18 protein-coding genes and 1 pseudogene are annotated in these 22,901 nt (G+C 70.0%); 3 read left to right on the top strand and 16 right to left on the bottom strand.

Translation table 11 applies throughout. The annotated features are described in order from the left end of the window. Nucleotides 1-38: 38 nt before the first annotated feature. From ACYSMR_RS02320 to ACYSMR_RS02345, 6 genes are all read right to left on the bottom strand, one after another. On the bottom strand, nucleotides 39-1,388 hold the full coding sequence (locus ACYSMR_RS02320; protein ID WP_461747999.1) for an SLC13 family permease: 1,350 nt from the start codon (nucleotides 1,386-1,388) through the stop codon (nucleotides 39-41). Nucleotides 1,389-1,890: 502 nt separating this feature from the next. After that, the gene (locus tag ACYSMR_RS02325; RefSeq protein WP_461747252.1) at nucleotides 1,891-2,082 is read right to left on the bottom strand and encodes a hypothetical protein; all 192 of its coding nucleotides are present in this window, start codon (nucleotides 2,080-2,082) and stop codon (nucleotides 1,891-1,893) included. 309 nt (nucleotides 2,083-2,391) lie between these two features. After that, on the bottom strand, nucleotides 2,392-2,790 hold the full coding sequence (locus tag ACYSMR_RS02330; protein ID WP_461747253.1) for a universal stress protein: 399 nt from the start codon (nucleotides 2,788-2,790) through the stop codon (nucleotides 2,392-2,394). Between the two features lie 38 nt (nucleotides 2,791-2,828). Further along, nucleotides 2,829-4,793: a tripartite tricarboxylate transporter permease gene (locus ACYSMR_RS02335; RefSeq protein WP_251334177.1), complete on the bottom strand. Its 1,965-nt coding sequence runs from the start codon at nucleotides 4,791-4,793 to the stop codon at nucleotides 2,829-2,831. A 9-nt stretch (nucleotides 4,794-4,802) separates the two neighbouring features. Further along, nucleotides 4,803-5,993, bottom strand: a complete 1,191-nt coding sequence (locus ACYSMR_RS02340; protein ID WP_309125643.1) for a Bug family tripartite tricarboxylate transporter substrate binding protein — start codon at nucleotides 5,991-5,993, stop codon at nucleotides 4,803-4,805. Further along, on the bottom strand, nucleotides 5,986-7,122 hold the full coding sequence (locus ACYSMR_RS02345; RefSeq protein ID WP_461747254.1) for a PrpF domain-containing protein: 1,137 nt from the start codon (nucleotides 7,120-7,122) through the stop codon (nucleotides 5,986-5,988). Before ACYSMR_RS02345 ends, ACYSMR_RS02340 begins: the two co-directional genes overlap by 8 nt. Before the next feature lie 265 nt (nucleotides 7,123-7,387). Here ACYSMR_RS02345 and ACYSMR_RS02350 point away from each other — a divergent pair, with 265 nt between their 5' ends. After that, entirely contained in the window at nucleotides 7,388-8,302 is a 915-nt protein-coding gene (locus ACYSMR_RS02350) for a LysR family transcriptional regulator (RefSeq protein WP_374238515.1), read from the top strand. A gap of 67 nt (nucleotides 8,303-8,369) precedes the next feature. Beyond that, on the top strand, nucleotides 8,370-9,326 hold the full coding sequence (locus ACYSMR_RS02355) for a D-2-hydroxyacid dehydrogenase family protein (RefSeq protein WP_461747255.1): 957 nt from the start codon (nucleotides 8,370-8,372) through the stop codon (nucleotides 9,324-9,326). Between the two features lie 213 nt (nucleotides 9,327-9,539). Here the strand turns inward: ACYSMR_RS02355 and ACYSMR_RS02360 are convergent. The 4 genes and pseudogenes from ACYSMR_RS02360 to ACYSMR_RS02375 form a co-directional block, all read right to left on the bottom strand. Then, a pseudogene (locus ACYSMR_RS02360) lies at nucleotides 9,540-9,899 on the bottom strand (recombinase family protein); the annotation flags it as partial. Between the two features lie 93 nt (nucleotides 9,900-9,992). Further along, the gene (locus ACYSMR_RS02365) at nucleotides 9,993-10,439 is read right to left on the bottom strand and encodes a DUF3237 family protein (protein ID WP_461747256.1); all 447 of its coding nucleotides are present in this window, start codon (nucleotides 10,437-10,439) and stop codon (nucleotides 9,993-9,995) included. A 997-nt stretch (nucleotides 10,440-11,436) separates the two neighbouring features. Further along, nucleotides 11,437-12,903, bottom strand: a complete 1,467-nt coding sequence (locus tag ACYSMR_RS02370) for an MFS transporter (RefSeq protein WP_461747257.1) — start codon at nucleotides 12,901-12,903, stop codon at nucleotides 11,437-11,439. A gap of 248 nt (nucleotides 12,904-13,151) precedes the next feature. Then, on the bottom strand, nucleotides 13,152-15,047 hold the full coding sequence (locus ACYSMR_RS02375) for an FAD-dependent monooxygenase (protein ID WP_461747258.1): 1,896 nt from the start codon (nucleotides 15,045-15,047) through the stop codon (nucleotides 13,152-13,154). A gap of 286 nt (nucleotides 15,048-15,333) precedes the next feature. On the opposite strand from ACYSMR_RS02375, the gene ACYSMR_RS02380 reads away from it, so the two are divergent. Beyond that, complete coding sequence (locus ACYSMR_RS02380; RefSeq protein ID WP_461748000.1) at nucleotides 15,334-16,101, top strand: IclR family transcriptional regulator; 768 nt, start codon at nucleotides 15,334-15,336, stop codon at nucleotides 16,099-16,101. Here ACYSMR_RS02380 and ACYSMR_RS02385 read toward each other — a convergent pair. The 6 genes from ACYSMR_RS02385 to ACYSMR_RS02410 are packed head-to-tail and all read right to left on the bottom strand — an operon-like array spanning nucleotide 16,095 to nucleotide 22,744. Continuing rightward, a complete protein-coding gene (locus ACYSMR_RS02385) occupies nucleotides 16,095-16,940 on the bottom strand; it encodes an HpcH/HpaI aldolase family protein (protein ID WP_461747259.1) in 846 nt (281 codons plus the stop codon). The two genes, ACYSMR_RS02380 and ACYSMR_RS02385, sit on opposite strands and share 7 nt — an antisense overlap. Beyond that, a complete protein-coding gene (locus ACYSMR_RS02390) occupies nucleotides 16,925-17,710 on the bottom strand; it encodes a 2-keto-4-pentenoate hydratase (protein ID WP_461747260.1) in 786 nt (261 codons plus the stop codon). Before ACYSMR_RS02390 ends, ACYSMR_RS02385 begins: the two co-directional genes overlap by 16 nt. A gap of 15 nt (nucleotides 17,711-17,725) precedes the next feature. After that, nucleotides 17,726-18,892: a 3,4-dihydroxyphenylacetate 2,3-dioxygenase gene (gene hpaD / locus ACYSMR_RS02395; protein WP_251334186.1), complete on the bottom strand. Its 1,167-nt coding sequence runs from the start codon at nucleotides 18,890-18,892 to the stop codon at nucleotides 17,726-17,728. 47 nt (nucleotides 18,893-18,939) lie between these two features. Further along, entirely contained in the window at nucleotides 18,940-20,493 is a 1,554-nt protein-coding gene (gene hpaE / locus ACYSMR_RS02400; RefSeq protein WP_461747261.1) for a 5-carboxymethyl-2-hydroxymuconate semialdehyde dehydrogenase, read from the bottom strand. Continuing rightward, nucleotides 20,490-21,179, bottom strand: a complete 690-nt coding sequence (locus tag ACYSMR_RS02405) for a GntR family transcriptional regulator (protein WP_251334188.1) — start codon at nucleotides 21,177-21,179, stop codon at nucleotides 20,490-20,492. The genes hpaE and ACYSMR_RS02405 overlap by 4 nt, the downstream gene beginning before the upstream one ends. Then, nucleotides 21,176-22,744 (bottom strand): fumarylacetoacetate hydrolase family protein, encoded by a 1,569-nt coding sequence (locus ACYSMR_RS02410; RefSeq protein ID WP_461747262.1) that lies wholly within the window; start codon nucleotides 22,742-22,744, stop codon nucleotides 21,176-21,178. Before ACYSMR_RS02410 ends, ACYSMR_RS02405 begins: the two co-directional genes overlap by 4 nt. Nucleotides 22,745-22,901 lie beyond the last annotated feature (157 nt).

Raw genomic sequence — 22,901 nt, forward strand, 5'->3', positions numbered from 1 at the left:
GCTGGCGTACACAGATCAGGCCGCCGGGGCGGGGTCGATCACATGATGCCGGTGGGGACCAGCAGGGCCCAGGCCAGGGCCGGGGCGAAGAGCACGACGCCGCCGGCGTAGATCATCAGCTCACGGTAGACGCGCTGCCGGTCGTTCTCGCGGGCGTTGGCGACGACGAGGGCGCCGTTGGTGGAGAACGGGGAGATGTCCACGACGGTGGCCGCGATGGCCAGGGCCGCCACCGTGCCGGAGACGCTGAGGGTGCTGGTGGCCAGCAGGGGGCCGGCCAGGGGAATGAACGCGGCCAGCAGGGCGGTGGAGGAGGCGAAGGCCGAGCCGATGCCGATGACGTAGCACAGGACCATGGCGACCAGCAGGGGGGCGCCCAGAGCCAGGGCCATGTGGGCGAGGGTGTCGATGACACCGACGTGCTGGAGCAGGGAGACGTAGGTGATCATGCCCGCGACCAGCAGGACCGTGGACCAGGAGATCCCGTTGATGAAGCTCTGGTGTTCCTTGATGTTGATCAGCGCCAGGAGCAGCCCGGCCGAGAGGGCCACGAAGCCGATCGGCAGGTGGAAGCCCAGGGTGCACACCAGCATTCCGGCGATCAGTCCCAGGGTGAGGATCTGCTGGCTGCGCGGGCGTGCGGAACCGGCGGAGTCGACGTCGGCGTGCTGGCCGGCCTCACCATCGCGCAGCCGGCCCAGGGCCGCGAAAAGGATGAGGGTCAGCACCGAGAGGATGATGTTGATCGCGAAGCTGGCGGCGAACAGGGCCCCTCGAGAGACGGGGAAGCCGTTCTCGGCGGCCACGTCGTGCACGAGCACCCCGGCCACCGACAGCGGGGAGAAACCGCCGGCGTGGGCGCCGTTGATGATGAAGGCGCCCATCAGCACGGGGTGGAGGCGGGATTCGTAGGCGAAGCCGATGGCCGCCGGGGCCAGCAGGGCGACCGCGGCCGGGGAGAAGGTGCCCAGGGCGGTGAGGGCGGCGGCGATCAGGAAGAACATCCAGGGCAGCAGCATGGTCTTGCCGCGGACCAGACGCACACAGTTCCGGACGATGACATCGATGGTGCCGTTGTGCTGGGCCATGCTGAAGAAGTAGGTCACACCGATGATCGTCAGCACGATGCCGGCGGGGAACTCCGCCAGGATCTCCTTGTCGTCCATGCCGAGCATGAAGTACCCGACCCCGAAGGAGGCGACCAGGCCCATCACCCCGATGTTCACCGGCCACCTGGTGGCCACGACGAACATCACGACGAGGATCACGAGCGGGACGATCTGGGTAGCAGTCATGGTGGGCTCCGTGGTGGGGCCCTCCGGGTTGAGGACGACGCTGCCCAGCACGATGGCGACCAGACCCAGGGCCCCGACAGCTGCCGCCGTCATCAACAGCCTACGGCGGCGGGCGGGAGGGTCAGGGCGGCCGTCCTGGGGGTCGCCGACGGGGGCGACGGTCTCCTGCACGGTCTCGGTCATGGTGGTCTCCTCGGAGAGTGCTCCTGCAAGCCAGGCACGACGACGGTGTCGGATGCCCGTAGGGATCGTTGGTGGCGGTGGCCACGGAGTCCGGTGGTGCTCACTCCGGGTCCGGAGGGTCTGACGGGTGAGGTGCCTTTCGGCAACCCCGTCCGTCTCGAAGTGCGTGACCCCGGTCATGCCCCCTCTGGTGTCGCCCCGCCAGGGGGCCTCACTAGAGATTGATGCACATCACACCTTAAGACAATGTCCCGTTCGTGGACCCCCGTGTAGAAACGCTTGACTTTCCGGGCCGACAGGCCTCTTCTCTCGGATGTCGGTCCCTGTTGCTGGGCAAGAAGACCTGGAACCCGTAGGACACGTGCGCTGATGTAGGTCCTGAAGAGTTTGGGGCCCCGTGTCAAGGAATGCTTCAAGCACAGGTGCGTACGGTCGGGCGGCACTGCTCGGTGTCGGCGTCGTGTTCACGGTCGTCGGTGGTCCTCTCGCCTGGCCCGTGGCTGCGCAGGGCGGGGTCGCGAAGGGCCTGCGACGGGCGGATGCGGTCGTCGGCCAGGGTGAGCATCGTGCGGGCCCCGGTGCCGGTCTCGCGGATCCGGACCACGCCGGGTGGGGTGCGGGTTCTTCCACCACACCGCTCGCCGGGTGGCGGGTCCGCATCCGCTGGTGCCAGGCCTCGATCGATGCGCCCCCTCCAAGGGTTGCGGATCGGGGGTGTGGCCCTCATCGGCGGGGTGGCCGTCGGTGGTCTGGTGCGGGGTCCTTCCAGGAGTGCCGGCCGGGGGCCCGGGTGCGGTGCTCCGGGGCCGTTCGGGTCAGCCGCTGAGGCGGAGGCCGCCGCGGGTGGGATGTGGGCAGGGCCCGCACCGGCAGTGGTGGCTGCCGGTACGGGCCCTGTCGGGGTGGGACTTGTCTAGGCGTGCTCGGTGGCCTTGACGACCAGTACGGGGCAGTCGACCTCGAGCAGGATCTTCTGCGCGACGCTGCCCATGAGCAGCTTGCCCACCCGGGAGCGGCGGCGGATGCCGAGCACGATGAGGTCGGGCTGGGTCTCCTGGGCGACGGCGATGGCCTGGTCGCCGGCGTCGTGGATGGTCGGGGACGGTGGGATGAAGGTGATGTGGGCTTCGGCGGCTTCGAGCTTGGCCTGGTCGATGGGCAGGTCCTCCGGGGCGGGTCCGTGGCCGTCGGCCTCGGTGGAGAGGATGGCCACGTCCCAGCCCTTCTCCAGGGCGATCTCCTCGCCCACGTGCAGGGCACGGCGGCCGAAGTCGCTGTCGTTGGCGACGATGAGCAGGTGCGGTCGGGTCATGACGACGCCTTTCACGGGTGGTGAGTGGACGAAACGGGTCAGCTGACGAAGCGGGTGAGCAGGCCCTCGGGCAGGTCCACCGGCAGCAGGGAGGGCAGGGCCAGCAGCACGACCAGGGTCACGGCGGTGTAGATGAGCACGACCTTGGTCCGGGCGCGGGCGACGAGGAGCAGGAAGGCCGGGACGAAGAGCATGGCCGCCAGCAGGTATCCACCGAGGTAGACCAGGGTGAGGAACCCGGCCATCCAGATGAAGGTGGTGGCTGCGGTGCGCAGGTGCGGCCGGTAGGACCCGGTGGCCTGCTTGCCGCGGCGGGCCAAGATCTCCTTGACCAGCAGCGCGATCGAGAAGACCAGCCCCGCGCCGGAGACGAGCCGGGGCACCAGGGCCGCCTCCGGGGAGAAGCCGCTGGAGACGATCAGCCCGGCCGCGAACAGCACCACGGCGACGACCGCCACTGCCAGGGAGTAGGGGGAGTCGGCCAGCGGGGTCTCCTCGTCGGACTCGATGTCGTGGGTGTCGTCCTTGTCGCGGCGGCGGCGGTGGCGGATGGTTTTGACGAGGTTCCACAGCGCCGGGATGATCAGGATGGCCAGGAAGACCAGCACCCCGGGCCGGAGCATCCATTCGAAGCCTTCGTAGAGGCTGTCGGTGAGGAAGTAGTAGCGCTCCAGCGGGATGGCCAGCACGAAGCCGATGAGGAACGGGGCCCGGGGAACGCCGGTGGTCTTGAGGAACCACCCCGCCACCCCGAGCAGGACCATGACCCACAGGTCGCCGAGCTGCCCGCCGTCCTGGTAGGAGCCCAGCAGCATCAGCACCACGAGCCCGGCCGAGAGCACGGCGAAGGGCACGGCGGTGAGCTTGGCGAGCTTGCCCACGGACAGGAAGCACAGCAGGGCCCCGAGCACGGAGGCGATGGCGAAGGACCACACGATCAGGTACATCAGCTCGAGGTTGTCCTCGATGATGGCCGGGCCGGGCTGGATGCCGTAGGTCAGGAGCATGCCCAGCAGCAGCGCGGAGGGCACGCCGCCGGGGATGCCGAAGAGCAGGGTGGGGATCAGGTCCCCGGCCTCCACGGAGTTGTTCGCGCTCTCGGGACCGACGATCCCCCGGGGGTCGCCCTTGCCGAACCTGGACTTGTCCTTGGCGGTGGCCACGGCCTGGCCGTAGGCCAGCCAGGTGCCGGCGGTCGCCCCGACCCCGGGCAGGATCCCGGCCCAGATCCCGATCAGGGATCCGCGGATGACCTGGGACCAGTGGGTGAGCCATTCGCGGATGCCGGCGAACCAGCCCCCGCCCACCCGGATCTGGGTGGTGTCGCCGCGGCGCTGGCTGGCGCGGCTGGCGATCTCGGCCAGCCCGAACACGCCCAGGGCCACGGCCACCAGGGACAGCCCGTCGCCGAGGAAGAGGCTGCCGAAGGTGAAGCGCTCCTCGGCGGTCGTGGGCGAGATCCCGACCATGCCCAGCAGCAGCCCGAGCATGCCGGCGGTCAGGCCTTTGAGGACGTTGCCTCTCGAGAGCACCGCGGCCAGGGACACACCCAGGACGGCGAGCATGAACAGTTCGGGGCTGGCGAAGGAGAGCACCAGCGGCCGGGCCAGCGGGATGGCCAGGGTCAGGCCGATGGCCCCGATGATGCCCCCGGCCATCGAGGACAGGAACGCCAGGGACAGGGCGCGGGCGGCCTTGCCCTGCTTGGCCATGGAGTAGCCGTCGAGCATGGTCACCGAGGCCGAGGCCGAGCCGGGGGCTCCGAGCAGGACGGCGGAGACGGTGTCGGAGGTGTGGACCACGGCCAGGGCCCCGATGAGCAGGGCCAGGGCCGGCTCGGGGTCCATGCCGAAGGTCACCGGCAGGAGGATGGCCACGGCACCGGTGCCGCCCAGTCCGGGGATCAGACCCATGATCAGGCCTGCGGTCGCGCCGATGACGAGCATGATCAACAGGCTCGGATCGGTCAGGGAGCTCAGGGCTCCCAAAGCTGCATCAAGCATGGGATGTCCTCAGTGAACGGTGATGTCGTAGGACCTCTGGAGGAGGTCTCGGATGTAGGTGACGGTGTCGTCGGAGACCGTGTAGGCCTCCTGCACCTGGGCGGCGACGTCGTCACCGGACTCCAGGGGGTAGCCCCCGAGGATCTCCTCGGCCTCTTCCAGGAAGGCCGTGTCGGCGGCCATCTTCCGGGCCGACTCCCGCAGCAGGGCCAAGGCCTCGGGCGGGGTGTCCTTCGGCGCCCACAGGCCCTTCTGGTAGGTGTAGGTCAGCCCGAGCACGGTCTTGTACGCCTCGAACTCGGGTCCGCTGGGCGCCTGTCCGTGCAGCTGCTCGTAGGCCTCCGCCACGGTGGGCACATCCGGGAAGTTCGGATCGCGCACGACCTCGCCGGCCTCGTTGAGCTGGCCGAAGGAGGCCAGCACGACGGCGTCGCCGTCCTCGACCATGCCCTCCACCGCCGACTCGTAGCTGGTGGTGGTCTGGTAGTCCAGGTCGATCTCCCCGCGCTGCAGGGCCAGGTTCACCGGGCCGCGGCCCTCGAAGCCGAAGGTGGCGGTGACGTCGGCGTCCAGCAGGTCGAAGGCGATCAGGGTGGTGATGTCCAGCCCGGTGGCGGTGATCCCGCCGAACTCCAGGGGGGTGTCGCGGTCCACGAGGTCTTCCACGCCCTGCACCCCGGCATCGGTGCGGGCGTAGATGACCCCGCCGGTGCCGTTGACCAGCACGGGCTCGAGCTCGTCGAAGGAGTAGTGCACCGCTTCGCGCTCCAGCAGCCAGGGCACCACGGTCGTGGCGGTGCTCACCAGCAGCTCCGTGCCGTCGGGCTCGGCGGAGGTGACGAACTGGTTGCTGCCGGTGATGCCCTCACCACCGGCCTCGTTGACCGGGGAGAACCCGGGCTGACCGGGGATGTGCTCGGTCATTTCCGCCCCGATGAAACGGGCCCAGGTGTCGGTGCCCCCGCCCTCGGCGAGCGGGATGAGCAGCGAGAGGGTCTCCCCGGCGTAGTCGCCGTCGGTGGTGGTGGCCGGGGGGTTGAGGATGTCCCCGCCCAGCACGGTGGCCACCAGGCCCAGGACCCCGAACCCGGCCACGGCCGCCAGCACGGTCCGGCGCTGGGGAGCCGGCGGGTCGGGGCGCTGGTCCTCCACCTCCCCACGGGGGATCTCGGGGCGCGGATCCTGCACGGACTCAGTCATGGTCGGCTCCTCGGGCGGTGGTCCCGACGGAAGCGGCGGCTTCGACGCCGGGAGCCTCGGGCAGGTGGATGGTGGTGGTGGCGATGGTGCGGGCGGTGCGGTCGACGCCGACGATCAGGGTGCCGTCGTTCTCCTCGGACCAGGTGTCGATCACCCCGGCCGGGGTGCGCAGCCAGAGCGTGCCCTCCGGGGTGTCCCCGACGATGTCGTGCAGCACGGTGCCGGGCGTGCGAGTGGCCAGGGTCAGGGCGATGCTGCCGGTGATGGCCAGGGCCGGGTGCGGCTTGCCCATCGACAGCATCATCACGTTGACGTCGCAGGTGGGATCGGCCGGGGTGGGCGCGGCGACGATGGCCAGCTTCGGGATCGCCCGGGCGGCCCCGGCGATGGTGGGTGCCAGGCCCATCCGTACGGCCGCCTGCCGGCGCACGTGCTCGAGGGTGTCCAGCTGCAGCTCCACCCCGGTGCGCCAGTTCTCGTACCGGGCCGGGTCCAGGCCCAGCTCCTCGGCACGGACGATGACCACCGGCGCCCCGGCGTCGACCATCGACACCGTCAAGGGCGTGCCGCCGGCGGTGATCGTGTCGGTGGCCGAACCGGTGGGCAGCAGTGCTCCGGTGGTCTTGCCGGCCGGGTCCTGGAACCCCAGCCCCACCCGGTAGCCGGGGAAGGGCACCCCGGGCATCTGCGCGTCCGGGACGGGCGGCAGGGCCCGGTGAGGGGTGGGCACCCGCTGGATGATGATCTGGCCGGTGTTGGTGTTGCGGGTGACGATGCGAGTCGTCTCCCCGGCAGGGGTGACCCAGCCCTTCTCCAGCGCGTACAGGCCCACGACCGCGGAGCAGTTGCCGCAGTTGCTGCCCCAGTCCACCGTGGCCTCCTCGATGCCCACCTGGGCGAAGGTGAACTCCACATCGGCCTCGTCATCGGCAGGCGCCCGGTGGAGGATCACGGCCTTGCTGGTGGTCGAGGTGGCCCCGCCGACCCCGTCGACCTGCCGGGGATCAGGGCTGCCGAACAACCTCGGCAACAGCGCATCCACGCTGGAGCCGCTCTCCTGCAGATGCTCGGTCTCGAACACCCAGCACTTGCTGGTGCCGCCGCGCATCCATTCCGCTTCGATCTTCATGGGGGTGACCACGTCTCCTCGTGTCTCAATCCAGTGAGTGGGGTTGAGAAGAGATTGAGCCAGGTCACAACTTAAGACAATGTCGGCTTTCTCAACGGGGATATAGGTATGCTTAATCCATTGCGGCAGCAGGGTCCGGGACGTCGGCATCTCGTGGGCGTCCAGCACATCAGGGCTCGGAATCGCACGGCTGACGAGGGCAAATTCAGTCGATGAAACATCAGAAGAGGAGGGTGAACTTTTGCTTCACGATGACAGTCAGCACTTGTTCGACATACGGCGCCTGGCCCTGCTGGTGGAGGTGGTCGAGCAGGGTTCCATCACCGCGGCGGCCGAGCTGATGATGTACACGCCCTCGGCCGTGTCCCAGCAGCTGCGCAAGCTCGAGCAGGAGGTCGGCCAGCCGTTGCTGAACCGCCGCTCGCGTGGGATGGTGCCCACCGAGGCCGGCCAGGTGCTGGCCGACCACGCCCGCAAGATCGTGCGGCAGATGCAGGCCGCCCAGTCCGATCTGGATCAGATCGCCGGACTCAAGCGCGGATCTCTGACCATCGGCACCTTCCCCACTCTGGCCGGGTCCTTCCTGCCCACCGTGATCCGGGTCTTCAAGAAGCGCTACCCGGCGATCAGCCTGTCGGTGCGCAGCGCCCGTTTCGACGAGCTCGTGGCCGATCTGGAGTCGGGGGTCACCGGGCTGTGCCTGCTGTGGGACTACCCGTGGAACCCTTTCCACGACGAAGCCATCCGGGTCACCGAGGTCTTCCAGGAGTCCACCGTGATCCTGGTGGCCCGCGGCCACCGACTGGCCGAGCGCGAGCAGGTCACCATGGAGGAGCTGCGCCACGAGTCGTGGATCGTGCGCGCCGAGGCCCACCCCGTGGTGGAGGTCCTGCAGCGCTCCGCTCACGAGGCCGGGTTCGAACCGACCCTCGGGTTCCTGGCCAACGACTACCAGGAGGCCCAGGCCATGGTGAGTGTGGGCATGGGGGTGGCCATGGTCCCCAAGACCGCGGTGGCTCTGCAGCACCCCGACGTGCGGGTGCTGCGCCTGGGCCCGGAGGCCCCGATGCGCCGCGTACTGCTGGCCCAGCGCCAGGACAAGGTCTACGCCCCGGCGGAGGTGGCCTTCCACTCCACCCTCCTGGAGGTCGCCCGTGAACGGGCCGGCGAGTACCTCTAGCCGGGGCCGGCGGTACGCTCCCACCTCAGGCAGTGGACACTCTGAAGCACCCTGGGAAGGACGAGCCATGACTCTGCAGTGCGCGGTGATCGACGACTACCAGGGCGCCGCCCGCCGCTTCGCCGACTGGCCCTCCCTGGGCGACCAGGTGGGGCTGACGGTGTTCACCGATCACCTGGATGACCAGGACGCGGTGGCCGAACGCCTCGCCGGCTTCGACATCGTGGTCGTCATGCGCGAACGCACCCCCTTCCCCGCCTCCTTGCTGGCCCGGCTGCCCCGGCTGCGGCTGCTGATCACCTCCGGGATGCGCAACGCCGCCATCGACCTCGCCGCCGCCCGGCACCAGGGCGTCACCGTGTGCGGCACCACCAGCAACACCGAACCCCCCGCCGAGCTGACCTGGGCGCTGATCCTGGGCCTGAGCCGACACCTGCTCCCCGAGACCACCGCCGTCCGGGACCGCGGACCGTGGCAGCACACCGTGGGGACCGACCTGCACGGGGCCACCCTGGGGGTGCTCGGGCTGGGCAGGATCGGCACCCAGGTCGCCCGCATCGGGGCGGCCTTCGGCATGGACGTGCTCGCCTGGAGCCAACACCTCACCACCGAACGGGCCGAGGCCGCCGGGGCACGGCTGGCCGGCTCCAAGGAGGCGCTGCTGGCCGCCGCCGACATCGTCTCCCTCCACCTGGTGCTCAGCGACCGCACCCGCGGGCTGCTCGGGGCACAGGACCTGGCTCTGATGAAGCCCACCGCCTACCTCATCAACACCTCCCGGGCCGGCCTCGTCGACCAGGACGCCCTCCTGGACGCCCTGGTAAGCAACCGGATCGCCGGGGCCGGCCTGGACGTCTTCGACACCGAACCCCTCCCGGCCAACGACCCGTTCCGGGACCTGCCCAACGTGCTGGCCACCCCGCACCTGGGCTACGTCACCGCGCGCAACTACCGGACCTACTTCACCCAAGCGGTGGAGAACATCCAGGCCTTCCTCGACGGCAACCCGATGCGCACCCTGTGACCGACACCCGACCGCAATCATGCACCTGGTCCCGAGCCCGCGTATCGGCGACTGCAGCGACCGGGACCTCGGCGACGACCATCGGCGCCTCGAAGGAGTATTCTCAGGTTGGCGCCCGGTTCGAGCCACCGGCCGGGCGTCTTGATCTTTCTCCCACCCCACTCGCCGTCCGCCGAGAACGTCTTCACTCCGGCGCACTCGACCCATGGTCACAGGCAGTTCCCTGGTCCGCCGATAGAGGATGGCTCGGGACATCCCGAGGTCGCGGGCGACCTGGGTGGCCGGCTCTCCGCCCACGATGAGTCGAAGGGCGTTGCAGATCGGGGAGTCGGTGGAGGTCTGCCGCCGACCGCCGAGGTCCTTGCCGGCGGCCCGGTGCGTGGCCACGGAGGCGGTGATCCGTTCACGGTCGACGTCCAGCTCCCTCTGGGCCCGGGCGGCCATGGGGGTGCAGACCATGGACCCCATCGGGGTGGCGGTGTCCACGTCTCCCCCACCGAGGTGGAGCACCCGCAACCCCGCGCCCCTGCTCTGCGGTGCCTCGGCGACGGTCAGCATGCTCTTCGACGACCGTGACGCCCACCCGGGAACCCCTAGTGCACTGCGTGCTGCAGGTTGCTCCATTGATGGCGGTGGGAGCGTCCACAGAGGATCATCGCGAACCGTCTAGTGGACGCGGAAGACGTCGATCCGCACGCCGTCCGGTCGTCGCTGCCCGGTGCCGATGAACAGGGTGCGGTTCATCCACGCGTAGGGCCCGGCCTCGTCGGCAGTCAGGCGCGGCACGCAGCGGAAGTAGATCCGGGCCGGGTTGACCGTCTGACCGGCCATCACCTTCTGCAGGTCTTCGGGATCACCGGTGCGCAGGGCGCGGTTCTGCACCAGGACGTGGTGGCCGTCCTCGAGCTCCAGGACGTAGTCGGCGACCAGGTAGGCGAGGTCCTCAGCGGGGTACTGCTGGAAGTCGGCTCCGGCGTGGAGGACCCGCCCGGCGAGGTCCGGGCCGTGGACCCGGCCGCCGCGGATCGGGACCACGCGCCGGACTCCGTCCACGGTGGTGCCGATGGTGATGGGCGGGTCCACGTCGACCTCGATCGTGGCGACGTGCGCCAACGGGGGTGGCTGCACTTCCTCGGAAGGGAGGTGGGGTGATTGCTGGGGGCGGGGACGGGTCATGCCAGGTCCTCTCGTCGATTCGTTTCCGTGGCTTGGAGCACCTCGATGGCGGCGGTGACGCGGCGGGAGAGCTTCTGCCCAGCCGGGGTGACGGCCACGATGGAGTTGGGCGGGCCTGTCGGCCACCGGGCGGTACACCACCTGGTGCTCGTCGAAGGTGGCGCCGGTGGCGGGGATGCTGTTGGCGAAGGAGTACCCCTGGACGGTGGCATCGCGGTGAGGGTCTTCACCGCTGAGGTCTTCTCCGCTGAGGTCTTCTCCGCTGAGGTCTTCACCGCTGAGGTCTTCTCCGAGCAGCTGCGCACCCTGTCGGCCGTGGTCCGCTGCTGCTGGGCGTGCTGCTCAGCGCGGGTGGGGCCGTGTGCTGAGTCATGGTCGAGCGCAGTCTGCGCCACCGGACTCCTCTGCCCCTGGCCCGGGGACGCACGGCGCTGGCCCTCATCACCGACGTCGCAGGTGTGCTGGGTCTGACCACAGCCACAGCCGTCCTTAGCCTCGACGTGGTGCTCGCCTGCGCCTGGCCCAGACAGAGTCCCTGTACTCCGCACCTATCCTGCACGAGACCCTCCGGCAGGAAGCTGGACATGACGAGCGGTGGAGGAACCCCTGCTGCAACGTCGTTCTCGTGGGCCAGTGGCCGACAACTCCGCCATATGTGTAGCGGCAGCGCCGAGCCCCCGTCCACATGGCAGACCAATTCCTGCGGTGACGACAAGCCGGAGGACCTGGCGTGCCAGGTCACACGACTCTTCCGTGTTCTCGGGCGGGGCTGCCGGGTCCAGGGGCGGGGTCCGGGTGGTCTCCATCGGGGTGTCGTGGTCGTGCTCGCGCATGGGGTCTTTCCGTTCCTCCGGGCCGGGGATGGGCACGGCGCAGCCGTCGGCCGGCACCCGCGCGGGGTGGCGGCCGACGGCTGCGCCGGCAGGGTCGGCGCTCAGTTGCGCTTCTCGGCGGCCCCGGTGGCCCCGGCGGCCCCGGCGGCCCCGGCGGCCCCGGCGGCCTCGGCGGCCCCGGTGGCCTCGGCGGCCCCGGCGGCCTCGGTGGCTTCGGGGTGGGCGGCGTGGTCCTGGTGCCCGTCGGCCACGTGCAGGTCGGTGCCCTGGAGGGAGGTCGGGACCAGGGACACGGCGATGAAGGACACCAGGGCCAGGGCGGAGATGTAGGCGCCGATGGTCCAGGACATCCCGGTCTCGTTGAGCAGCAGCTGGGCGATCATCGGGGCGAAGGCCCCGCCGATGATGGAGCCGAACGCGTAGCCGATCGAGACCCCGGAATAGCGCACCCGGGCCGGGAACATCTCCGCGTACAGCGCCGACTGCGGGCCGTAGGACGGGCCCAGCCCGATGGTGAGGACCACGATGGCGGCGGCGAACAGCGGCAGCGAGGCGGTGTCGAGCAGCCACCACATCGGGATCGCCCACACGATGATGATCGCGTAGCCGATCTGGAAGGTGCGCACCCGCCCGACGGTGTCGGACATCGCCCCGCCGAGCATCGTGAAGACCAGCCACCCGAGGCCGCCGATGAGGGAGGCGATCAGGGTCGCGGAGCGGTCCATGCCCAGGGCCTTGGCGCCGTAGGAGGCGAAGAAGGCGATGACCAGGTAGCCGGCGGCGTTGTTCGCGGCGAAGATCAGCGCCGCGAGGGTGACCTCCTTCTTGTGGTGCCGGACCAGCTGGCCCAGCGGCGCGGAGGACTCCTTCTTGCGCAGCTGCATCTGCTGGAACACCGGGGACTCGTCGACGGTCTTGCGGATGAGGTAGCCGACCACGATGAGCACCACCGAGGACAGGAACGGGATGCGCCAGCCCCAGGCCTCGAACTGCTCCGGGCTCAGCGCGGAGGTCAGGGCGAACATGAACCCGGTGGCCAGGAGCATGCCCAGGGGCACCCCGATCTGCGGGTAGGCGCCGAACAGCCCGCGCTTGTGGCGGGGGGCGTGCTCGACGGCCATCAGGGCCGCCCCGCCCCACTCCCCGCCGGCGGAGAAGCCCTGCATGATCCGCAGCACGACGAGCAGGACCGGGGCCCAGACCCCGATCGTGGCGTAGGTCGGCAGCAGCCCGATCAGCATCGTCGCCGCGCCCATGCCCACGAGGGTGAGGACCAGGACCATCTTGCGGCCGAACTTGTCGCCGAGGTGACCGGCCACCACCGCCCCGAGGGGGCGGAAGAGGAAGCTGATGCCCAGCGAGGCCCAGGCCACCACCTGGGCCAGCCCGGCGTTGTCCTGCCCGAGGGGATTGAAGAACTGGGCGGCCAGGACGAACCCCGCCGCCTGGGCGTAGATGAAGAAGTCGTACCACTCGATGGTGGTGCCCACGAGCGTGCCCGCGAGGACCTTGCGCTCCTCGCGGGTCATCTCGTGCCGCCGGGCCGGGGCGGAGGAAGAATGGGCCATGGGAAACTCCAGTGGGGTCGGGATGATGCCGGGCGCCTCGGCACCTCGGCGGAGGAAGGGGATGGAGCGACAACACGGGCTGTCACACCCGCGGGCCGACAGCCCGAACCCCGGGGCCGCCAGCTCATGGGGCGCACAGACAGACGGCCGGGGTCAGCAGCTGCATGGGATCGGGGCGTCGGGATGCGGCAGTGGTCAGCTCGCCGGCGTCGGTGGTGGGGAGCATGCTCGGGGGCTGACGGGATCGGTCAGGGGGTGAAGATCCGCGTCAGGAAGTCCGACAGTTCGGCGGTTGCGGTCAGGGGCAGCACGTGGGCGACGTACTGGTCCGGGCGGACCACCACGACCACGCCGTCGCGGCTCAGGCCGCGAGCCGCGTAGATGTCGTCGGCCGGGTCGACACCCCACACCTTGTTCAGGTTGGAGATCTGGAACTGACCGACCTTCGGGCGGAACACGGACGGGACCTTCATCAGTTCCACCTCCTCGTGCGGCTGCTGGTAGACCACGTGGAGGTCGAACAGGGCGTCGAGGTCCCGGCCCTCCGGGGTGAACCGGCGCACCGGCGATTCCGCGGAGTCCATCCACTCGGCCCAGGCCCGCAGCGTCGAGCTCTCCGCGGAGGACACTGCGGAGTCGGCGAAGGCGTAGATCCGCCACCGTCCGTCGGCGACGTGCTGGTGGCCCAGGAACTTCGGGTTGGTGTCGCAGACGCGCTTGACCGGGTGGGCCTTGAAGCGCTTGCCCAGGGGGAAGCCCGTGGCCAGCTCCTGGTGCGTGGCCTCGCCCCGGAGCAGGCTCACCGGGTACTCGGTCATGAAGCCGGCCGGGAACTCGGCGGTCTTCACGTAGAAGTCCTCCAGCGCGGTCGCGCTCTCGAGCTCCTCCGGCTTGGCGGCCATCATGGAGGACCACTCGCGGTCGAAGTCGATGAGGTCCTGGGCGATCTGCTGGCGCTCGGCGGTGTAGGTGGCCAGCAGCTTCTCCGGTGCCAACCCGGTCAGCACGTGACCCAGCTTCCAGCCCAGGTTGAAGGCATCCTGGATGGAGACGTTCATGCCCTGGCCCGCCTTGGCCGAGTGGGTGTGGCAGGCGTCGCCGGCGATGAACACCCGCGGGTTGCGCTGTCCCGCTTCCTCGGCGGGGACGTCGTCGAAGCGGTCCGTCACTCGGTGGCCGACCTCGTAGACGCTCCACCACGCCACGTTCTTCACGTCCACGGTGTAGGGCGAGACGATCGTGTTGGCCTGGCGGATGATCTCCTCCAGCGGGGTCTTGCGCACGGCGCCGGCGTCGTTGTGGTCCACCTCGCCGAGGTCCACGTACAGGCGGACCAGGAAGCCGCCCTCACGCGGGATGAGCAGGATCGATCCGTGCTGGGACTGGATGGCGCACTTGGTGCGGATGTCCGGGAAATCGGTCTCGACCAGGACGTCCATGACGCCCCAGGCGTGGTAGGACACGGCACCGACGTGCTGCGCGCCGATGTCCCGGCGGACCTTGGAGCGGGCACCGTCGGCGCCCAGCACGTACTTCGCGCGCACGACGCGCTCCTCGCCGGGGTTCACCCCGGCCTCGGCGCTCTCGCCGGTGCGCTTCAGGGTGACGGCGATCGGGTGCTCCCCCTCGCCGATCTCCAGCTTGACGAACTCCCAGCCGAAGTACGGCTCGGTCCGGGACGGGGCGTTCTTCGCGAAGCGGGCGAAGTAGTCCAGCACGCGCGCCTGGTTCACGATCAGGTGCGGGAACTCGCTGACACCCGTGGGGTCGTCGACGGTCCGGGCCGTGCGGATGATGCGGTCCGGGCGGGCCGGGTCCGGCTTCCAGAAGATCATCTCGGTGAGGTCGTAGGCCTCGGCGATGATCTCCTGGGCGAAGCCGAACGCCTGGAAGGTCTCGACGCTGCGGGCCTGGATGCCGTCGGCCTGGCCGATCTCCAGCCGGTGCGGACGGCGGTCGACGAGGCAGGTCATGACGTCCGGGAAGCTGGCCAGCTGGGCGGTGGCGGTCATGCCGGCGGGACCGGAGCCGACCACCAGCACGTCCATGACCTCCGGCAGGTCGGGGGAGCGGTCAACACCCACACCGGCGGCGGGCTGGATCCGGGGGTCCGTGGACACGTAGCCGTGGTGGTGGAACAGCATGGGGCCTCCTGGCGCGGGGAAGGACGGAACGGCTAGTGTGTTCTATAATGGAACACGCGGTTCTTTTATCGAACTGTGGGGCGATCATATACGTTGAGTGACCGCCCTCACAAGGCCCCGCGACGCCGCTCACGCTACGGTCCGGGGAGAGCCTGCTCGCCCCGGGCCACGACCTGCCCGGCCTCCGGTGCCGCTCCGCGGCCCGGCCCGGGGAACCCCGTCCGACCGCCCACAGAAAGGGGCCACGGTGAACGCTCAGGGACATCCTCCCGCCCAGGTGCCGGCGATCAGGACGCCGGCCGCGCAGTCGACCGGGAGCGAGCACGGCCGGGCCGCCGCGCCGGTACCGCTCTCCCAGACCCTCTCCCGGGGGGTGCGCATGCTCGAGCTGGTGGTCTCGGCGGAAGAGGCGCCCACGATCGCCGACGTGGCCGCGCAGCTCGGCGTGCACCGGTCGATCGCCTACCGGATGCTGCGCACCCTGGAGAGCCACGGCCTGCTGACCCGGGACTCCACCGGCCGGCTGATCGGCGCACCCGGGCTGGCGGTGCTCGCGCGGGGGGTGCAGCAGGACCTCCAGTCGGCGTCCCTGCCGGAACTGACCGCACTGGCCAACGAACTGCAGATGAGCGCCTTCGTCGCGGTCTGGGGCCAGGAGGAGTGCATCACGCTGGTGACGGTGGAGCCCTCTCGCGGCCACGCCGTCACCCAGCGTCCGGGCACGCGCCACCCGCTGGACCGCGGCGCCCCCGGGCTCGCCGTGCAGGCGGGCATGGACCCGGACGAGCTCACCGAGCTGATGGGCGGCGTCCGCCCCCGCGCGGAGGTGGAGCAGACCCGGCAACGCGGATTCGCCGTGAGCAGCAACGAGGTGCTGGACGGGGTCTCGTCCGTGGCCGTTCCCCTCCGCGTTCCCGGCCACCTGCCGGCAGCGCTGGCCGTCGTCTACGCCACCCGCCAGCTCGACGTCGAGGCGCTGAGCCAGCGGCTGGCGCACAGCGCGGGGCTGATCGCCGCCCGCCTCGGGCAGCGATCAGCCCCGTCGGATCAGTAGGACCCGCGCGGTCCCGTGCCCGGTCCCTGCTCCTCTCCTGCCGGAGCGCACCATGCGTCGGCCAGTGCCTCGGTCCCGCGGGCCAGCAGCGCGACGTCGGCGCCCACGTTGACGAAGTCGGCGCCGGCGTCGAGATAGTCCTGGGCCTGGGACGGCGCGAATGCGTTGACTCCCACGAACTTCCCCGCCTGCCGCACGGCGGCGATGACGTCCTTGACGGCGGCCACCACGTCGGGGTGGCCCTGCTGGCCGATCAGGCCCATGGAGGCGGCGAGGTCCGAGGGACCGACGAAGACGCCGTCCACCCCGTCCACCGCGGCGATCTGCGCGGCCGCCTCGACCGCGGCTGCGCTCTCGACCTGCACCACCAGGGTGACCAGATCGGCGGCGCGGGTGAGGTACCCGGGGACGCGGTTCCACCGGGCCGACCGCGCGAGCGCCGAGCCCACCCCGCGCACCCCGCGCGGCGGGTAGTGCACGGCGCGCACGGCGGCCTCGGCGTCGGCGGCGCTGTTGACCATGGGCACCACCAGGGACTGCGCGCCGAGGTCCAGGTACTGCTTGACCAGCACCTCGTCCAGTCCGGGGAGCCGGACCACCGGGATCGAGCCGTAGCCGGCCATGGCTCGCAGCTGGGCCTGGATGGTCTCCAGGCCCAGCGGTGAGTGCTCGGCGTCGATCAGCAGGTAGTCCAGGCCGGCCGAGGCGCAGATCTCGGTCACGGTGGGATCTCCCGAGCTGACGAACATGCCGGCCGCCGGTCGCCCGCTGCGCTCCGCGCGGGCGGCCTCGGTGAACAGGTCCTTGAGGCTCGGCTGGGCCTCTAGACGAATCGGCATGTGATGGTCCCCAGTTCCCCGTAGTCGGCGTAGACGGTGTCCCCGGCGTGGACCCACATGGGCCGGGTGAAGGACCCGGCGAGGATGATCTCCCCGGCCTCCAGGCGGTCCCCGTGGCCGGCGATCCGGTTGGCCAGCCAGTGCACCCCGTTGGCGGGGTGGTTGAGCACCCCGGAGGCCACCCCGGTCTCGACGATCTCCTGGTTGCGCCACAGCGCCCCGGCGACCCAGCGCAGGTCGACGGCGTCCGGGGCGACCGGGCGACCGCCGATCACCATGGAGCCGAGCGCGGCGTTGTCCGAGATGGTGTCGGTGATGGTGCGGCCCTCCATCTCGATGCGCGAGTCCAGCACCTCGAGGGCCGGCACCACGTACTCGGTGGCGCGCAGCACGTCGAAGAGGGTCACGCCGGGGCCGGCGAGGTCCTCCTTCAGGACGAAGGCCAGTTCCATCTCGATGCGCGGGTGGGTGTACCTCGCCCACTCGTAGACGTGGCCGGACTCGACCACCTGGTCGTCGAAGATCACCCCGTAGTCCGGCTCGTCGATGCCGGTGGCGTCCTGCATGGCCTTGGAGGTCAGCCCGATCTTGTGCCCGGCTTTGGTGCGGCCGGCCTCTTCCTGCCGCTGCGCCCAGATCCGCTGCACCGCGTAGGAGTCCTCGATCTGCATCTGCGGGTACCGCCTGGTCAGCCGCGGCACCGGCGTACGGTCCAGTCCGGCCTGGTGCAGCTCATCGGCGATCTTCACATGGGTCTCGTGGTCCAGCATCGTCGCAGTCCCCGCTCAGAGCTGGTGTCCGAGCTTGAAGCCCTTGGCGGCCTCGCCCTGGTAGCTGCCCGAGTCGTCACCGGCGCGGGTGTAGGAGAACCCGTCGGCGCCGATGGTCACCTCCATCTCGGAGTCGTGGGTGCGGGCCACGACCTCCTGCGGGTTGCCGTCCAGGTCCAGGACCAGGGAGGCCTCGGTGTACCAGGACGGGACGACCGGGTTGCCCCACCAGTCGCGGCGCTGGTTGTCGTGCACGTCCCAGGTGACGACCGGGTTGTCCGGGTCACCGGTGTAGTAGTCCTGGGTGTAGATCTCGATCCGGTGGCCGTCCGGGTCGAGGATGTACAGGTAGAACGCGTTGGAGACCCCGTGGCGGCCCGGTCCGCGCTCGATGCGGTCGGAGATGCGCAGGGCGCCCATCTTGTCGCAGATCGCCAGGATGTTGTGCTTCTCGTGGGTGGCGAAGGCGACGTGGTGCATGCGCGGGCCGTCGCCGCCGGTCATGGCGGTGTCGTGCACGGTCGGCTTGCGGCGCATCCAGGCGGCGTAGACGGTGCCCTCGTCGTCCTGGATGTCCTCGGTGACGCGGAAGCCCAGGTCCTGCATGAACTTCGTGGCGCGCGGCACGTCCGGGGTGACCTGGTTGAAGTGGTCCAGGCGGACCAGGGAACCGGGGGTGTACAGGTCGTAGCGCCAGGCCAGTCGCTCGACGTGCTCGACGTCGTGGAAGAACTCGTAGGGGAAGCCCAGCGGGTCCTCGACGCGCACCGAGTCGCCGATGCCCTTGGTGAAGCCCTCCGGACGGCGCTCCACACGGCAGCCGAGCTCCTCGTAGAAGGCCACGGCCTTGTCTAGGTCCTCGGGTGTGCGCACGCGGTAGGAGAAGGCGGCGACGGCGGCCACGGGGCCCTTCCGGAGCACGAGGTTGTGGTGGATGAACTCCTCCAGGGACCTCAGGTAGACGGCGTTCTCGTCCTCCTCGGTCACGGTCAGCCCCAGCACGTCCACGTAGAACTCCCGCGAACGCTCCAGATCGGTGACCACGAGCTCCATGTAGGCGCAGCGCAGGATGTCCGGCGCGGGGGCCTGCGGGGTCGGGACGGGGTTGTCGGAATGGATCGGGGCTTCCTGGGAGACGTAGAAGCCGGAGGACGTCATCGTCCGGTCGTCGAGGTGGGTCATGGTGCTGTCCTTTGTGATGAGGGGTGGGTGTCGGCAGGCGCGCAGGGTCAGGCCTGGAGCTCCTCGGCGGCCTGCTCCTGGCGGCCGAAGACCGGGTTGTGGACCTCGCCCAGGTTGATGTGCACGGCCTGCTGGTCGGTGTAGAAGTCGATCGAGCGGTAGCCGCCCTCGTGGCCCAGGCCCGAGGCCTTCACACCGCCGAAGGGGGTGCGCAGGTCGCGGACGTTGTTGGAGTTCAGCCACACCATGCCGGCCTCGACGTTCTGGGCGAAGTTGTGGGACCGCTTCAGGTCGTTCGTCCAGATGTAGGCGGCCAGGCCGTACCTGGTGTTGTTGGCCAGCTCCAGCGCCTCCTCGTCCGTGTCGAACGGGGTGATGGCCACGACCGGGCCGAAGATCTCCTCCTGAAAGATCCGGGCGTCCGGGGCGACGTCGGCGAAGACGGTCGGCCGGATGAAGTTGCCCTCCGGGAACTCCTCGGGACGGCCGCCGCCGGCGGTCAGACGGGCCTCGCCCTTGCCGATCTCCACGTAGGACATGACCTTCTCGAAGTGCTCGGGGTGCACCAGGGCACCGACCTCGGTGCTCTCCTCGTGCGGCAGGCCGACCCGCACGCGCTCGGCCTGGGCGGAGTAGCGCTCCACGAACTCGTCGTAGATGCCGCGCTGGACCAGGATGCGCGAGCCGGCGGTGCAGCGTTCGCCGTTGAGGGAGAAGACGCCGAAGATCGTCGCGTCGATCGCGGCGTCCAGGTCGGCGTCGTCGAAGACGACGGCGGGGGACTTCCCGCCCAGCTCCATGGACAGCCCCTTCAGGTACGGCGCGGCGTTGCCGAAGATGATCTGGCCGGTGCGGGACTCGCCGGTGAAGGAGATCAGCGGCACGTCCGGGTGCCTGACCAGGGAGTCGCCGGCGAAGCCTTCCTCGCCGTAGCCGTGGACGACGTTGAACACGCCCTTCGGCAGGCCGGCCTCTTCGAAGATGCCCGGCCACAGGGACGCGGACAGCGGGGTGAACTCGGCCGGCTTGAGCACCACGGTGTTGCCGGTGGCGAGCGCCGGGCCCAGCTTCCAGGACTCCAGCATGAAGGGGGTGTTCCACGGGGTGATGAGCCCGGCCACCCCGATCGGCTTGCGGTTGACGTAGTTCACCTGGCGTCCGGGCACCTTGTAGGTGTCGTCGGCCTGGGCGACGATCAGGTCGGCGAAGAACCGGAAGTTCTCGGCGGCGCGCCGGGCCTGGCCGCGGGCCTGGGCGATCGGCAGGCCGGTGTCGAAGCACTCCATCTCGGCCAGATCCTGGCCACGGGACTCCACGATGTCGGCGACCTTGTGCAGCACCCGGGAGCGTTCGCGCGGGAGCATGCCCGGCCACGGGCCGTTCTGGAAGGCGTCCTTGGCAGCGGCGACGGCGGCGCCGATGTCGGCGACCTTGCCGGAGGCGGCTTTGAGGTAGGGCTGGTTGGTGACCGGGTCCAGCACGTCGAAGGTGTCATCGTCGATCGAGTCGACGTGCTCACCGTTGATGTAGTGCTGGATCTTTCCCGGCAGGTTGGCCGGGACCCAGCGCTGTGCGTTGTCGGGGGTGGTCTCGGTGCTCATGGTGTGTCCTTTCGGCGTGCAGCGTCGTGAGGTGTGGTCCGTGATGCCAGATAGGCGTCGAGCGTGTTGAGGCGGTGTTGCCGCGCGGCGGCCTCGACGGCTTCGAAGGAGGCGCCCTGGGCGATGAGGTCCAGCAGGTGCTCGTGCTCGTCCACGGAGGCACGGGCCCGGCCGGGGACGTAGGCGAAGGTGGAGGAGCGCAGGGCGGCCAGCCGGTTCCAGCCGCGGTGCACCAGGTCGAGGATGTGTGCGTTCTGGTGGTGCTCGTAGAGCGTGGAGTGGAACTGCTTGTTCAGCGTGGTGAACTGCACCGGGTCGAACTCCTCCAGCACCCGGCGCATCTGATCGTTGATCCCACGGGCCCGCTGCAGGTCGGCTTCGGTGACCAGCGGCGCGCACTGGGCGGTGGAGAATCCCTCGACCAGGGCCAGGGTCTCCATGGTGTTCCGGTACTCCACGGGGTCGATGCCCACCACGGTGGCACCGACATTGCGCTCATAGGCCACCAGGCCGTCCTGTTGGAGCATTCGCACGGCCTCGCGCACCGGCACCACGGACATCTTCAGCTCGGCGGCCAGCTGGGCCAGCACCAGGCGGCTGCCAGGCGCGAAACGGCCCTGCTGGATCCCCTCGAGGATGGCCTGGTAGGCCATTTCCGCCTTGGACAGGATGACCTCGGCGCTCATGGGGTGTCCTGTCCGGTGCGCGACTGCTGGTGCTCCTGGTACTTGCGCTTCCATTCGGCGTTGGGCGGGAACAGTCCGTCCACCGGGTGGCCTGCGGCCACCTGGTCATACACCCAGGCGTCCTGCTGTTCCTGCTCCCAGGCGTCGGCGATCACCTCGGTCAACATCTGGGGAGGGACGACCACGACGCCGTCGTCGTCACCGATGACGATGTCGCCCGGCTGGACGGTGGTCCCGCCGCAGGCCACCGTGCCGCCGACCTCCCAGGGGATGTGGCGGCGGCCCAGCACGGCCGGGTGGACGCCGTTGGAGTAGACCTGGATGCCGACCTCGGCGACAGCGGCACTGTCCCGCACGCCGCCGTCGGTGATCACCGCGTTGGCGCCTCGCACCTTGGCGCGCAGGGCGAGGACGTCGCCGAGGGTGCCGGTTCCCTTCTCACCGCGGGCCTCCATGACCACCACGTCGTCCGGCTGCACCGTGTCCATGGCGCGCTTCTGGGCGTTGAACCCGCCGCCGAAGGCCTTGAACAGGTCCTCCCGGTTGGGCACGTAGCGCAGCGTCTTGGCGTAGCCGAGGATGCGGCGGCCGGGATGGGTGGGCCGCACGCCGTCGATCGTGGCGTTGTCGATCCCCCGCTTGCGCAGCTGCGCGGTGATGGTGGCCACGGCCGTCTCGTTGATCTTCGCGGTGAGCTCCTCGGTGAGCAGGCTGCGGTCGGGGGCCGGGGAGTCGGGCACATAGTGGTACGGCTCCGTGTCCGCTGCGGCCGGCGGCAGTCCGGCGGCCTCGCGCGATCCCCAGGCCTCCTCCCGCTGTGTGTCGTCCACCTGCGGGCCGTGCCCGTAGGGCGCCATCGGCTCCTCGCCGGCCACCACGCGGGTGACCAGCCGGCCGCTGGAGGGAGCGCCGGGCGCCTCGGGCGCGTCCACCTCGACCTCGACGACGTCGCCCGGCTGGGCCACGGAGGAGCCGGCCGGGGTGCCCGTCAGGATGACGTCGCCCTCCTCCAGCGTCATGAGCTGGGACAGGTCCGCCACGAGCTGGCCGAAGGGGAAGACCAGCGCCTCGGTGGTGTCGTCCTGGACGAGGTTCCCGTTGACCCAGGTCCGGATGCGCAGCGCGGCCGGATCGATCCCGGCGGCCGGGATGAGGTTCGGGCCCAGCGGGGTGTAGCCGTCCCCGGACTTGTTCTTGACGTTGGAGCCCTTGTCGGCGTGGCGCAGGTCGTACAGGCCCCAGTCGTTGGCGGCGGTGATGCCCGAGACCTTGGACCAGCCCTCCTCCGGGCGCACGCGGCGGCACATCTGACCGATGACCAGGGCGATCTCCCCTTCGTAGGCCAGCAGCTCGGTGCCGGCCGGGCGTTCGATCGTGTCCCCGGTCCGGGCGATGGAGGTTCCGGCCTTGAGGAAGTAGCCGGGGAACTTCGGAGAGCGGCCCCGCTGGGCGATGCGGGAGGGATAGTTCAGGTGCAGGGCGATGACCTTTCCGGGGCGATTCGCCCGATCGGTGAAGTCAATGGCCCCGGTGGCCCCGGGAGGGGCCGGTGTCGTCTCTGCCATGCCGTCCTGCCTTCGTGGTCTTCGGAGGTGACCCGGGTCGTACACCTCCAACGGTGTGGTCCGGGTCTCATGAGCAGGATCGTATCTGATACGAAGTGTTTTGCGCCACCCCTACGGGACTCCTTTGAGGAGCGCGCATGCGTATGGCTTCGGAAGC

Source organism: Kocuria sp. U4B, assembly GCF_054875615.1.